Origin of the sequence: Streptomyces sp. NPDC051578 (assembly GCF_044454045.1) — a bacterium.
Lineage (GTDB): Bacteria > Actinomycetota > Actinomycetes > Streptomycetales > Streptomycetaceae > Streptomyces.
The window spans coordinates 438384-451603 of record NZ_JBITDH010000003.1; the positions used below are offsets into that span (position 1 = coordinate 438384).

Genomic DNA, 13220 nt, shown 5'->3' on the forward strand with positions numbered 1-13220 from the left:
AGTACTGTGCGCCGGGTGGCTTCCCGATCTTCCCTCTCCGTACTGCGGCACAAGCCGTTCCGTTTATTCGTCCTGGCACGGATCATCTCGATGAGCGGCTCGGCAATGGCGCCCGTCGCCCTGGCCTTCGCGGTGCTCGGATTCGACGGCCGGCCGAATTCGCTCGCGATCGTCCTGGCCGGCAGTACCGTCCCGCAACTGGTCATGCTGCTCGTGGGAGGCGTGATCGCCGACCGGCTGTCGAAGCGGCGCGTCATCGTGCTCGGAAACCTCGTACCGGCCCTCACCCAGGGCGTAATCGCCCTGCTCGTGGCCTCGGGAACGGCCGATGTGACGCGGGTCGCCGCCTTCGCCGCCCTCGCCGGCGGTGCGTCGGCGCTCACGCAGCCCGCGATGAACAGCCTCCTCCCCGACCTCGTCGAAGCGGATCAGATCCAGGAAGCGAACGCCCTCATGCGGCTTCCGGTCAATGCGGTGAAAATCGCCGCGCCGGCCCTCGGTGGCCTGCTGGTCGCCCTGGTGGGGCCGGAATGGACCTTGGCCTGGGACGCCGCCAGCTTCGCCATGGCGGCGGCCCTGGTGAGCCGCCTCGCCATTTCGACGCCGGAAAAGCGGAAATACTCGGTACTACGGGATTTCAGGGAAGGATGGGCCGAATTCTCCGGCCGGTTCTGGCTCTGGTCGTACGTCCTCTCCGGAACCGTCGTCGTCGCCCTGTGGCTCGGCGGCTACCAGCTCCTGGGGCCCGTGGTGACCCACGACCGGGATCTGGGCGCGGCCACGTGGGGGACCGTTCAGGGAGCCTTCGCCGTCGGCCTGTTCGGCGGGGGGTTCATATCCCTCAAGTGGAAGCCGTCCCGGATCATGGTCGTGTGCGTCTGCGCGAACCTGCCGCTGGCCCTGCCGCTGCTCGCCCTCGCCGCCGACGCCCCGCTCCTCGTCCTGGCGTCCAGCGCGGTGCTGGCCGGCGCCGCCCTCGACGTCGCCGTCGTCTGCTGGCACACCGCGATGCAGGAGCAGTTGCCCTCCGAGGTGCTGGGCCGGGTGAGTTCGCTCAGCTCGACCGGCGAACTCATGGCGGTGCCGCTCGGCTACCTCGCCGTGGGCGCCACGGCGGCCTCCCTGGGGCCGACGTCCGTCCTCCTCGTCAGCGCCGCCGTGATGACACTGGCCACCCTCGTCCTCCTCCTCGCCCCGAGCGTACGGTCGATGAGGCGGCGGGTCGCCGCAGAGGTTCCCGAGGCCGTCGCGGTGTGACGGCTCAGCAGGGGTTCGTCGCGAACAGCTCCAGATGGCCGCACGTGCGGCAACGCCAGGCGTCGATCTGGCGGCGGGGTCGGCCCATCAGCTTCGCCCCGCCGAACAGCCCCCGTTCCAGTGGCCCCGCTATCCACCGGGTGTACCCGGGAGCGGACTGCCCGGCGTCCTCGGCGAACCCCGGTTCCAGGTCGCCGGCACCGCAGAAAGTGCACCGCATGTCTGTCATCAGGCGAGTGTACGTACGGCGTTGCCGGCCCCGGCCCCGGCCCCGCCCGCTGCCCCGGCCGCCGGGCGGATCGCCGGCCCCACGGCTTTCTTAGCGGGACGTTAGATCTGCGCGCCGTCGCTTGTCCCGGTGCGCGGGCCGACGCATGCTCTGGTCACTTCCCCACTGTCGGGGGTCGTTCTCCTTCGCCCCCTCCCCTCGGGGACTTCCGTCTGGAGCCGCCATGTCTTCGTCCGCCGTCCTGCCCCCGGCGCCACCCGGGGACGCCCGCAAGCAGCGCCGCCTCGCCCTCGTCGGCGGGTCCCTCGGCAACCTCGTGGAGTGGTACGACTGGTTCGTCTACGCCAGTTTCGCCATCTACTTCGCCGACTCGTTCTTCCCCGGCGACAACCCGACCACCCAGCTGATGAACACGGCCGGCATCTTCGCGGTCGGCTTCCTGATGCGCCCCGTCGGCGGCTGGATCCTCGGCCGGGCCGCCGACCGGCACGGTCGCAAGAGCGCCCTCACCCTCACCGTCGCCATGATGTCCGGGGCGGCCCTCCTCATCGCCGTCGCCCCGACGTACGGACAGGCCGGCTACGCGGGCGCCCTCGTCCTGCTCCTCGCCCGCCTGCTGCAGGGGATGAGCATCGGCGGGGAGTACGCGGCCAGCGCCACGTACCTCACCGAGGCCTCCGCGCGCGACCGGCGGGGCCTCGGCTCCTCCTTCCAGTACGTGTCGATGACCTGCGGCCAGCTGCTGGGCCTGGGCATCCTCATCACCCTCCAGCACACGCTCACCACCGCCCAGCTCCACGACTGGGGCTGGCGCGTCCCGTTCGTCTTCGGGGCCCTGTTCGCGGTGGTCGTCTTCTGGCTGCGAAGGCGGCTCCAGGAGACCGACGCCTTCCGGGAAGAGTCGGCGGGCGCCGAGGATCACGACGACAGCGCACGCGGCACGCTCAAGGCGCTGTGGCAGTACAAGCGGCAGGCCGGTCTGGTCATGGCCCTCACGCTCGGCGGAACCGTGGCCTACTACACGTACACCACCTACCTGACCAAGTACCTGGTCGGCAGCGCCGGCATGGAGAAGACGACCGCCACCCTGGTCAGTTTCACCGCCCTGGCGCTCTTCGCCGTGCTCCAGCCCTTCGCCGGGATGCTGTCCGACCGGATCGGCCGCCGCCCGCTGCTGATCACGTTCGCCGTGGGCTGCACCGTCGGCACGTACCCGATCATGACCGCCCTCGGGTCCGCGTCCTCCTACTGGTCCGCGCTGGGTCTGTCCCTGCTGGCGCTGGTCATCGTCACCGGCTACACCTCCATCAACGCGGCCGTGAAGGCGGAGCTGTTCCCGACCCGGGTGCGCGCCCTGGGCGTGGCGCTGCCCTACGCGATCGCCAACGCGCTCTTCGGCGGCACGGCCGAGTACGTGGCGCTGTGGTTCAAGGACAGCGGCCACGAGAAGATGTTCTTCTGGTACGTCTCCGGCTGCGCGCTCGTCTCCCTCGTCACCTACGTCCTGATGCCCGACACCCGCAACGCCGCGCTCAGCCGCGCCGAGGCGGAGGCGGAGGCAGAGACCGACGGCCCGGTGCGGCAGTTCACGTAAGCTGCTGCACCGGGCCGACCGGTCGGGCGGGGGCCCGCCCCCCCGGTCCGCGCACGACGAGGAGGACTGCCGGTGCACGCCCTTCTCGTCGAGGACGACGACCGCATGGCCCAGGCCCTCGGCACCGCACTCGCCCAGCGCGGGCACACGGTCCGCCGGGCGGCCCGCGCCCTGGACGCACTGCGGTACGTACACGAAGCCGACTTCGTCCTCCTCGACCTCCACCTGCCCGACCTGGACGGCCTGGAGCTGCTGCGGCGGCTGCGTACCGTCTGCGACGCGCCGCTGATCGTCGTGACCGCGCGCTGCGAGGAACGGGACGTCGTGCAGGGGCTGCGGGCCGGCGCCGACGACTACGTCGTCAAGCCGTTCCGGATGGCCGAGCTGATCGCCCGCATCGACACCGTGCGCCGCAGGACGGGTTCCCCCTCGGGCCGTTCGGCGGCCCCGGCCGGCGCCGGCGGCCGGCCGGTGCGCACCGGCGACGTCGAGGTCGACCTCGCGGGCCGCACGGTCACGGTGGCCGGCCGACACGTCAGGCTGACCCGAAGGGAGTTCGACGTACTCGCCTTCCTGGCCGCCCGCCCGGACGAAGTGCACTCCCGCGAGGAGATCCTCGACCGGATCTGGGGGGACGCCTTCCTCGGCGCCTCACGGTCACTGGACGTCCACGTCGCCGGGATCCGCGCCAAGACGGGCCGCTCCGCACTCGTGCGCACCGTCCGCGGCTTCGGATACCAACTCGGTTCCCCCGCCGCGGAGGACGAAGGGGACGGCGAGCCATGAGGCGTCGGCTCCTGGCCGTGCTGATGGTGCTCATGGGCGCCGCCGCGCTGTTGCTCTGCGTGCCCCTCGCCGACGCCTACGCGCGGGGACGGACCGAGCACCTGCTCCTGCAACGGCGTTCGGAAGCGGTGCGGTTCGCCGACCTCGCCGACCGGATGCGCACCGGCGCCGACCGGGCGGAACTGTCCGCCGAGATCAGCCGCTACGCCCAGCTGTACGGCGCCGGGGTGGTCGTCGTGGACACGGCGGGAGGGACGCTCGCACGGTCGGGACCCGACTCCCCGGCCTCCACCGAGACGGCGGACGCCCGCCGCCGGGCCCTCACCGGCCGCTCCACCGACCGGCTGCCCACCCTTCGCCCGTGGGGCCCGGCAAAGGTCGTCGTCGCCGAGCCGGTGGGCCGCGACGAGCGGGTCAGCGGGGCGGTCCTGCTGTCCGTACCCACGGCCGCGGCCCGCCGGGACGTGACGGTCCGCTGGTCGCTGATCGCCGCCGGGGCGCTCGCCGCCTTCGCGGCGGCCGCCCTCGTCGCGGCGGGAACCGCACGCTGGCTGATGCGCCCCGTCCTCGACCTGGACCGGGCGGTGGAAGGGCTGACCGCCGGACGCCTCCAGGCGCGGGCCGTCTCCTACACCGGGCCGCCCGAACTGCGCCGCCTGCGACAGCACTTCAACACCATGGCGCAGGCCATGGCCGACGCCATCGGCCGCCAGCGCGACTTCGTCGCCGACGCCTCCCACCAGCTGCGCAATCCGCTCGCCACCCTGGTGCTCCAACTGGAGAACGTCGAGCCGCACATCGCCCCCGGCCCGGGCCGCGCCGAGCACGCCCGCGCACTGGACGAGGCGGAACGGCTGGAGGAGCTGCTCGACGGCCTGCTGGCGATGGCGCGGGTGGAGTCGGGCACCGCCGAGCTGGGCGAGCAGGACGTGTCACGGGCCGTACGGGAACGGGTGACGGCCTGGACCCCCGTGTTCCACGCCGCCGGACTACAGCTGACCGCGTCCGGCATGCCCGAGGGCCTGCGGGCCACGGCCCTGCCCGACGCCACGGGCCGCATCCTGGACGCCCTCCTCGACAACGCCGTCAAGTTCGTTCCCCCCGACGGCGGCGTGGCCGTGCGCGCCGCGCGGGACCCGGCGGACGGGCAGATCGTGGTCCGGGTCACGGACGACGGTCCAGGAGTCCCGCCCGACCAACTCGGCGTGCTGCTGAGGCGCTTCGGCCGCGCGTCCGAGCACCAGAACGTCCCCGGCACCGGGCTGGGGCTGGCCATCGCCGACGAGATCGCCCGCATCAGCGGCGGCCGCCTCGACGTCACCGCCAACACACCACGCGGCCTGGCCTTCGAGCTGCGGCTCCCGCCCGCGCAGCCCCTGCCCCGACCCGCTCAGCCGTACACGGACCGGTAGTAGGCGACCGCACCCCCGTGCAGCGGTACGCGGCCGGTCGAGATGGCGAACCGGGGTTCGAGCCGGGCTCCCGCCGTCACCTCCCGCAGCAGGTCGCCCCACTGGGCGAACACCACCGTCAGCAGCTCGCGCACCGCCGCCTGCGGTACGTCGGTGCGGGCCAGGAGGTAGTTGGCGACCCCGAGGGTACCCACGGGCTCCGCGAGACCGTACGCCCCGGCCGGGATGGTCACGGCCGTGTACACCGGGCCGTAGCGCTCCCGGAGCGGCCCCACGTACCCGTCCAGCGGTACGAACCGCAGGCCGAGTCCGCGCGACAGCGCCGTCAGCGCCGGGGTGGGGACGCCTCCGGACCAGAACAGCGCGTCGACCGCGCCCTCGCGCAGTGCCCGCGCCGACTCGGCGAGACCCAGCTGCCGCACGCGTGCGGGGGAGGGGCCGTCGGCCAGCCCCGCTTCGCGCAGGACGCGCCCCGCCACCACCTGTACGCCCGAACCCGCGGCGCCCGCCGCGACCGGACGCCCCGCCAGGTCCCCCACCGAACGCACCGGCCCGTCCGACGGGGCGAGCAGGTGGGTGTAGTTCACGTAGACCCGCGCCAGCGCCGTCACCGCGGCGGGGCGGGCGAACGGCTCGCGCCCCAGCGCCGCGTCCTCGGCCACGTCCGCCATGGCCAGCGCCAGATCGACGGAGCCGGCGTCGAGCTCGTGCAGGTTGTCCACGCTCGCCGAGGTGCTCACGGGAACGATCCGCAGGCGGCTGCCGCTCGCCCCGACGGCCTGCGCGAGGGCCGTGCCGAACGCGTTGTACGGACCTCCCTCCGGCCCCGTCGCGAGCAGCAGCCGCCGCGCCGGACCGGAGTTGCGCGAGCACGCCGTGCAGGCGCCCGCCATGGCTGAGGCGAGGGCGCCGAGCCCGGCTCCCAACGCCCGTCGACGGGTCAATTTCGCGCTGCTCACGTCAAGAGCCTAGCCAGTGCGCGGAACGCCGACACGCGCCGAGGACCTCGAAACACGGCGCCGCGGGGTCCAGTATCGGATGCGGAGTCCACCCCCGACAGCCACGGAGCGAGCCATGTCCCTCCATCCCGACCAGTTGACCGAACCGGCGGTGCGGGCCTTCGTCACCGCGCTGAACGCCGGGGACCGGCAGGCGTTCGCCGAGACCCTGGTGCCGGGCGCCACCATGTCCGACGACGGCAGCGACCGCGAACTCGCCGATTGGACGGAGCGGGAGATCTTCGCCTCCGGAGGCCACATGGACGTGGAGACCCAGACCCACGACGGCCTCGGCCTGGTGGCGGAGTTCCGCAACGACACCTGGGGCAGCATGCGCACGGCATGGCGCTTCACCGTGGAGGGCGGCAAGGTGGCCCGGTTCGAGACCGGACAGGCCTGACGGCGCTCGGAACGGCGCGCGGTCAGCGGCTTCCGGAGGCGACACCGGCCACCACCCGGACCGGAGCCGGTTCGGCCCGGGGCGAAGAGGCGACGGCCGCCAGGGTGAGGGCGGCCGCCAGCGGGTACGCGCAGGCGCCGACCGCGGCGGGCCAGGGCACGGCGCTGCCCGCCGGGGCCACCGCGTGCAGGGCCGGGACCACCCAGGTCCCGGCCGTCATCCCCCATGCCGCGGCGGCCGCCCTGCTGAGGCGCCGTCGGCGGAGGGGGCCGTGCCGCAGCCAGACCAGCGCCGGAACCACCCACACCCAGTGGTGGCTCCAGGAGACCGGGCTCGCCAGCAGGACGAAGAACTGCGCGGCCAGCAGTATGGCCAGCCGGTCCCCCCGCAGCACCGCGGCGCGGAGCGCGCAGGCCGTCGCGGTGGCCGCGAGGAGCACCACCGCCGGCCACCACACGCCCCCGACACCGCCGTCATACCCGAGGAAGCGGGCCAGGCAGCCGCGCAGCGACTGGTTCTCCACCGAAGCGAGCGGTCCGATGCGCCCGCTGTCCCCGAGCAGGTGCCACCAGTACCGCCAGGATTCCGCCGGGGCCACGAGAGCGGCCAGGACGACCGTCGCCGCGAAAGCGCCGACCGCCCACCCGGCGGCCCGACGCCGTCCCGCCGCCAGCAGGTACAGGACGCCGCCCGCCGGCGTCAGTTTGATGCCGGCGGCGAGACCGATACCCGTACCGGCCGCGATCGGGCCCGGCCGGAGCGCGGCGGCCAAGGACAGCGCGGCGAGCGGCAGGCTGACCTGGCCGAGCGCGAGCCCGTGCGATACGGGCTCCAGCCACAGCACGGCCGCCGACCACAGGAAGACACGGGCCGGCTCGACCGTCCGGTCCGGACGCAGCAGCGCGAACGAGCCGCGGACGAGGTACGTCGTGGCGGCGAGCGACAGCACCTGCCACAGCACCTGGGCCAGCCACCACGGCACGTGGGCCAGGGGCAGGAACACCAGGGCCGCGAAGGGCGGGTAGGTGAAGGGCAGCGGCAGGCCCCCCGGATCGGGGCGGGCCAGCCGGAAGTCGTAGAGGTGGCCGGTCAGTACGCCGGGCGCTCCCTCACGGTAGACCCTGAGATCGAACATGTCGGCCGCGAAGAAGGCGACCGTCAGGTGCGCGACCGCTGAGCACGCCACGATCAGCGTGGCGTGGCGCGTCAGCCAACTCGTCATGCCGGCCATCATCCCGCGTCCGCCGCCGGCACACCCGCACCGTGAACCACACCGGCGCGGGCGGCCGCTCGGCTACCGCGGGCCCGCGCCTACCGCGCGGGCGGCGGAGGCGGCTCGTCCGGCCCCAGGCGCCGCTTGAGCTGCTCCTGCGCCATGTCGGTCTGCGTGCGGTACTTGCCCTCGGTCTTCCCGTCCACGTAGTCCCCGGCCTTGTCGATGCCCTGGCCGGCCTGCTTCTCGTGTCCCTTGAGCATCTGCTTGAGCTTGTCCATCATGGACATGGCCGATCTCCTTCGCTTCGTGGTCCAGCGCTCCCAGGATGATCCCGCGCCCCGCGATCCGCATCCGGGACCGCCCGCCGCGCGGTGGGGCGGGGGCGGGCCTACCCTGGGCGTGCTCGGGTCCTCGTACGACGGGAGGCCAGGCCGTGAAGCCGTACCGCATTCGGTTGCGCCGGGCCTGCGTGGCCGCTGCCGCAGCAGGTCTGCTCATCGCTCCGGCCGCCGCGGCGGGTGCCGCGCACGGGGCGACCGACGCGGCGCGGTCCGCCCCCGCCGCCCCTTCCCCCTCCACGGACGGGGACTTCGCACAGCTGACCCCGGCCGTCGCCGCGAAGCTCGACGCCGCCATACGCCAGGTGCTGCGCCAGGCACACGTGCCCGGTGTGACCGTGGGGTTGTGGGCGCCCGGCAAGGGAAGCTACGTGAAGTCCTTCGGTGTGGCGGACAAGGCCACCGGCGCGCCGATGACCAGCGGCCTGCGCGTACGCATCGGCAGCGAGACCAAGACGTTCACGGTCACCGCCCTCCTCGAACTGGTCGACCAGCACAAGGTCGGTCTGGACGACCCGATCGGCACGTACGTCACGGGCGTTCCGAACGGCAACCGCATCACGCTGCGCGAACTGGCGGGCATGCGCAGCGGGCTGTTCAACTACAGCGAGGACGCCGACTTCGACAAGGCGTTCACCACCGACCCGGACAAGCCCTTCACACCAGAGCAGTTGCTCGGCTACAGCTTCAAGCACGGGGTGCAGTTCCCGCCGGACGCGCAGTTCGACTACTCCAACACCAACCTGGTACTCCTCGGACTGGTGATCGAGAAGGTCACCGGCCGGCCGCTGCGCGACGTCATCATGCGGGACGTCGTCGGTCCGGCGGGGCTGCACCACACGCTCTTCCCCACCGGCGCGGAGTTCCCGCAGCCACACGCGCAGGGCTACACCGACCAGACGGCCTCCGGCAGGATCGAGAACTCCACCGACTGGAACCCCTCCTGGGCCTGGGCCGCCGGAGCGATGATCTCCGACCTCCAGGACCTGCGCAGCTGGGCCCACACCCTGGCCACCGGCGCACTGCTGACGCCCGCGACGCAGGCCCAGCGACTCAAGACCCAGCCGATCGGCGTGCCCGGTGACTCCTACGGGCTGGGCATCTTCGACATCCAGGGCTGGATCGGCCACAACGGCTCGCTGCCGGGCTACGAGGTCCTGTCCGTCTACCTGCCCCAGGCGCGGGCGACGATGGTCATCGTCCTCAACACCGACGTCCTGCAGGGCGGCCAGGAGCCGAGCACGCTCTTCGGCGAGGCGGTCACCCGCATCGTGACCCCCCAGCACGTCTACCCCGGCCACAAGCCCTCCGCGCCCAAGGGCGGCTGACCGCCCCGAGCGGCCCGAAAGTCCGGAGAGCGGAATGTCCGGAAAGGCCGTTGAAGCGCCGGAGGGGAGCACAGGACAATCGTCGCGCCGCCACCTGAGCGGCCTGCGGCGTGCGGCACCGCGACAGTGCCGCTCCGCCGTACGACTGCGGGGTCAGCGGGGCCAGTGGTGCTGCGTATTCATTTCACCGCGGACGATCTGGCCCGCACCCGGGTGGCCACCACGATCGGGGCCGCCGCGGAGACGTACTACAGCCTGGAGATGCTGAACAGGCGCTCCCTCGCGGCGCCCTTCCGGCAGTGGCGCGCGAGGGTGGCCGGCCGATTGCCGCAGGCCGCCAGGCCGCTCACCGTGCTCCTGCCCCTCCGGGGCCCCGGCCTCGACCTGCTGGCCCTGGCGGGGGACTCGTCGGAGGTGGACCAGGCCGTCGACGCCCTGCTGCGCGCTCCGCGCGCCCGGGTACGACGGGAGCTGGAGCCGGTCGCCTTCGACCCCCTCCACGCCTCCTGGGCACGGGCCCTCGCCGACGGGGACGCCGAAGCGCGCCGGCAACTGGCGGCGGCCCTCGCGGCCTGCCACCGCGTGACCGTAGGGCCGTACCGGGTTGCCGCCCGCTCCCGCCTCGACGCCGTACGCGCCCAGTACGCCCGTACCTTCCTCGATCGCGGCGTCGAAGGCCTGCTGGCCTCGCTGTGCCCGCCGCTGGTGCGCTGGTGCCCGCCCGTGCTGGAAGTCCGCCACCCCCGCCCGGTCGAGGTCCACCTGGGCGGCCGCGGGCTCCTCATCGCCCCGACGGTGTTCTCCTGGCGCGAGCTCAGCCTCCTCTACGACCCCTACGACGACGAATCGGTGCCCCGGCTGACCGTACCGGCGGTGACCGACCCGGCGACCGGCTCCGGCCTGTGGCACAGCGGCGACGGCACCGCCACCGACGAGGCCCTGGGCACCCTGCTCGGGCGCACCAGGGCCGCCGCGCTGCGCGCGATCGCGGACGGCTGCGGCACCACCGAGCTCGCCGTGCGGCTCGGCGTCACCCCGGCCGCGGCGAGCCAGCACGCCAAGGCCCTGCGCGGCGCGGGCCTCATCATTACGAGCCGTCGGGGCGGCCGTGTGCTGCACGTGGCGACCGCCCTCGGGCACGAGCTGCTCGGCGGGGCGCCACGGGGCGCGGGGGACGAAGCCCCCCTCTGAGCGGGAGACGAAGCCCCCTTTAAGCGGTGGCTTAAGAGCGTGGCCGTCGCGGCCCGGTCGTCAGCAGGATGTGTACCGGCACCGCCCGACGCCGGGCCCGTCACCACCACAACCCGTGGGAGCACGCATATGACAGCCTCATCGAGTTCACCGGCCACGAAAACCCGCCCGCGCCGCACGGGCAGGCGCGCCGCGCTGCTCCTGGGCGCCGCGGTGATCGCCTCGGTCACCGCCCAGGCGCCCGCGTCGGCGAGTTCCGGCCAGTGCGCCGACAACCGCCTGTGCGCCTGGTCCGACGCGAACTACGGCGGCATCTTCACCGCCTACACGGCCTCCGCGCCCGCCCTGGGCGGCGACAACGACCGGTTCGACTCCCTGTGGAACCGCAACAGCGTGTCCTGGTACGTCTACGTCGACGCCTACTACGGGGGCGCCAAGTACTGCGTCCGGCCGGGCTATTCGGTGTCGAACCTCGGCGACTGGTTCGCTCTGCACGACCGGATCTCGGCCGTACAGAAGCTGGGCGGCTCGTCCTGCGGGACCGCCACCCCGATCGGCTCCTACAAGGGCTCCTGAGGGCTGTCCCGCACTCGCCGCCGCGCGCGGCCGTTCACCCTCCTGGACGCGCCGACACGCCCCGCCCGGGCCGAGGCGACAGAATCGGAAGCCGGCGAGGTAGCGGCAACCGACCAGGAGGCCGACGACATGGCAGGACCGTGGCGGAGCTCCGGCGGCGGGCGGGGACACAGGCCGGCGCGCGGCGGCCACCCGGCCACCGACCGGATGCTCCGTATCCTTCTGCGGCGCCGGAAGTCGATGATCAGCAGCGAGGACGTGACCGTCTCCGACCGCCCGCAAGTGCGGCGGGCGGTGACGGCCGCGGCCCTGGGCAACACGATGGAGTGGTTCGACTTCGGCGTGTACGCCTACCTCGCGGGAACGATGGGCAAGGTCTTCTTCCCCGCCAGCTCTCCCGGCGTGCAGGTCGTCTCCGCTTTCGCCACCTTCGCCGCGGCGTTCCTGGTCCGCCCCCTGGGCGGCCTGGTCTTCGGTCCGCTCGGCGACCGCGTGGGACGGCAGAAGGTGCTGGCCGCCACCATGATCATGATGGCGGCCAGCACCTTCGCCGTGGGCTTCCTGCCCTCGTACGACTCCATCGGCGTCGCCGCCCCGGTCCTGCTCCTCGTCTGCCGTCTGGTCCAGGGCTTCTCCACCGGCGGCGAGTACGCGGGCGCCACCACCTACATCGCCGAGTACGCCCCCGACCGCCGCCGCGGCTTCCTGGGCAGCTGGCTCGACTTCGGCACCTTCGTCGGCTACGCCCTGGGCTCCGGCCTGGTCACCGTACTGACCCTCGTCCTTGGCACCGGCGGCCTGGAGGACTGGGGCTGGCGCATCCCCTTCTACCTGGCGGGCCCCCTCGGCCTGATCGGGCTCTACATGCGCATGAAACTGGAGGAGACCCCCGCCTTCAAGAAGGAGGCCGCCTACGCGGCCTCGGAGGGGTCGCAGGCCTCCCGGCGCTCCGAAGACGAAGACGAAGAGGACGTGGACCCCGTCGAGGCCGCCCGAGAGTCCGGCAAGGGACGCCTCAAGGAGATCTTCACCCGGCACTGGCAGGCCGTCCTCATCTGCATGGGGCTGGTCCTGCTGTACAACGTCACGAACTACATGGTGACCTCGTACCTGCCGACCTACATGACCGTGACCCTCGGCCAGAGCGACACCACCGCGCAGGTGCTCGTCCTCGCGACCATGCTGCTGGTGGTCCTGACCATCACCACCGTGGGCCACACCTCGGACCGCTGGGGCCGCAGGCCGGTGTTCCTCGCCGGCAGCGTCGCCCTGGTCGCGCTCTCCGTACCGGCCTTCCTGCTGATCCGCCAGGGCGGGATCCTGCTGCCCGCCATCGGCTGCGCCGTGCTCGGCCTGCTGCTGGTCTGTTTCGCCGGAACGGCCGCGTCCACGCTGCCCGCGCTGTTCCCCACCCGACTGCGCTACGGAGCGCTGTCCCTCGCCTTCAACATCTCCGTCTCGCTGTTCGGCGGGACCACGCCGCTGGTGGCCTCGGCGCTGGTGGAGGCGACCGGCGACGACATGGTCCCTGCGTACTACCTCATGGTCGCCGGCGCCGTCGGCTTCGTCTCGACCCTCTTCCTGCACGAGACCGCGGGCAAACCGCTGCGCGGCTCGGGCCCCATGGTCGAAACACCGCACGAGGCGGACCGCCTGGTGGCCGGCAGCCGCTCGGCGGCCGGCCGTCATGCCAGGGACGTCTGGATCCGGCTCCGCCACCCGTGGGCCCACCGCGAACCCCACGACCGCGACCGTTGAAGCCGAGCGCGGCGCCGGCGCCGCGGAACCCCCGCACCAGGCCCGGTGACAGGGGCTACCCGTACGGGTGAGTGCTGCCCGCTTCCCACGCTGCGCAGGGCGGTTCCGCCTGAGACTTGGGCAGGTCAAGCGGATCG

The 13220-nt window shown here is 73.0% G+C and carries 13 protein-coding genes; 9 read left to right on the forward strand and 4 right to left on the reverse strand.

All coding sequences use genetic code 11. From position 1 onward, the window contains the following. Positions 1–15: 15 nt before the first annotated feature. Complete coding sequence (locus ACIA6C_RS18125) at positions 16–1257, forward strand: MFS transporter (RefSeq protein ID WP_399276937.1); 1242 nt, start codon at positions 16–18, stop codon at positions 1255–1257. A gap of 4 nt (positions 1258–1261) precedes the next feature. Here ACIA6C_RS18125 and ACIA6C_RS18130 read toward each other — a convergent pair whose 3' ends face one another. After that, positions 1262–1486 carry a hypothetical protein gene (locus tag ACIA6C_RS18130; RefSeq protein ID WP_361126634.1) on the reverse strand — a complete coding sequence of 75 codons (225 nt, stop codon included), beginning with the start codon at positions 1484–1486 and terminating at the stop codon, positions 1262–1264. A gap of 223 nt (positions 1487–1709) precedes the next feature. On the opposite strand from ACIA6C_RS18130, the gene ACIA6C_RS18135 reads away from it, so the two are divergent. The 3 genes from ACIA6C_RS18135 to ACIA6C_RS18145 all read left to right on the forward strand — a co-directional run bounded on the left by ACIA6C_RS18135 (position 1710) and on the right by ACIA6C_RS18145 (position 5278). Then, complete coding sequence (locus tag ACIA6C_RS18135) at positions 1710–3080, forward strand: MFS transporter (protein WP_399276939.1); 1371 nt, start codon at positions 1710–1712, stop codon at positions 3078–3080. A gap of 72 nt (positions 3081–3152) precedes the next feature. Continuing rightward, complete coding sequence (locus ACIA6C_RS18140) at positions 3153–3866, forward strand: response regulator transcription factor (RefSeq protein ID WP_399276941.1); 714 nt, start codon at positions 3153–3155, stop codon at positions 3864–3866. Then, positions 3863–5278 carry an ATP-binding protein gene (locus tag ACIA6C_RS18145; RefSeq protein WP_399276943.1) on the forward strand — a complete coding sequence of 472 codons (1416 nt, stop codon included), beginning with the start codon at positions 3863–3865 and terminating at the stop codon, positions 5276–5278. Before ACIA6C_RS18140 ends, ACIA6C_RS18145 begins: the two co-directional genes overlap by 4 nt. Here the strand turns inward: ACIA6C_RS18145 and ACIA6C_RS18150 are convergent. After that, on the reverse strand, positions 5257–6237 hold the full coding sequence (locus ACIA6C_RS18150) for a TAXI family TRAP transporter solute-binding subunit (protein ID WP_399276945.1): 981 nt from the start codon (positions 6235–6237) through the stop codon (positions 5257–5259). The two genes, ACIA6C_RS18145 and ACIA6C_RS18150, sit on opposite strands and share 22 nt — an antisense overlap. Before the next feature lie 115 nt (positions 6238–6352). Here ACIA6C_RS18150 and ACIA6C_RS18155 point away from each other — a divergent pair, with 115 nt between their 5' ends. Beyond that, positions 6353–6676: a nuclear transport factor 2 family protein gene (locus ACIA6C_RS18155; RefSeq protein ID WP_361126649.1), complete on the forward strand. Its 324-nt coding sequence runs from the start codon at positions 6353–6355 to the stop codon at positions 6674–6676. Between the two features lie 22 nt (positions 6677–6698). On the opposite strand, the gene ACIA6C_RS18160 is transcribed toward ACIA6C_RS18155, so the two are convergent. Further along, on the reverse strand, positions 6699–7898 hold the full coding sequence (locus ACIA6C_RS18160; RefSeq protein WP_399276947.1) for a glycosyltransferase 87 family protein: 1200 nt from the start codon (positions 7896–7898) through the stop codon (positions 6699–6701). A gap of 89 nt (positions 7899–7987) precedes the next feature. After that, positions 7988–8179: an antitoxin gene (locus tag ACIA6C_RS18165; protein ID WP_361126655.1), complete on the reverse strand. Its 192-nt coding sequence runs from the start codon at positions 8177–8179 to the stop codon at positions 7988–7990. A 146-nt stretch (positions 8180–8325) separates the two neighbouring features. Between ACIA6C_RS18165 and ACIA6C_RS18170 the strand changes: the two genes are divergently transcribed. From ACIA6C_RS18170 to proP, 4 genes are all read left to right on the forward strand, one after another. Next, positions 8326–9558 carry a serine hydrolase domain-containing protein gene (locus tag ACIA6C_RS18170; protein WP_399276949.1) on the forward strand — a complete coding sequence of 411 codons (1233 nt, stop codon included), beginning with the start codon at positions 8326–8328 and terminating at the stop codon, positions 9556–9558. A 168-nt stretch (positions 9559–9726) separates the two neighbouring features. Continuing rightward, a complete protein-coding gene (locus ACIA6C_RS18175) occupies positions 9727–10749 on the forward strand; it encodes an ArsR/SmtB family transcription factor (protein ID WP_399276951.1) in 1023 nt (340 codons plus the stop codon). A gap of 129 nt (positions 10750–10878) precedes the next feature. Continuing rightward, positions 10879–11325, forward strand: a complete 447-nt coding sequence (locus ACIA6C_RS18180) for a peptidase inhibitor family I36 protein (RefSeq protein WP_399276953.1) — start codon at positions 10879–10881, stop codon at positions 11323–11325. Positions 11326–11532: 207 nt separating this feature from the next. Further along, on the forward strand, positions 11533–13083 hold the full coding sequence (gene proP / locus ACIA6C_RS18185; protein WP_399276955.1) for a glycine betaine/L-proline transporter ProP: 1551 nt from the start codon (positions 11533–11535) through the stop codon (positions 13081–13083). The last annotated feature ends 137 nt before the right edge of the window (positions 13084–13220 follow it).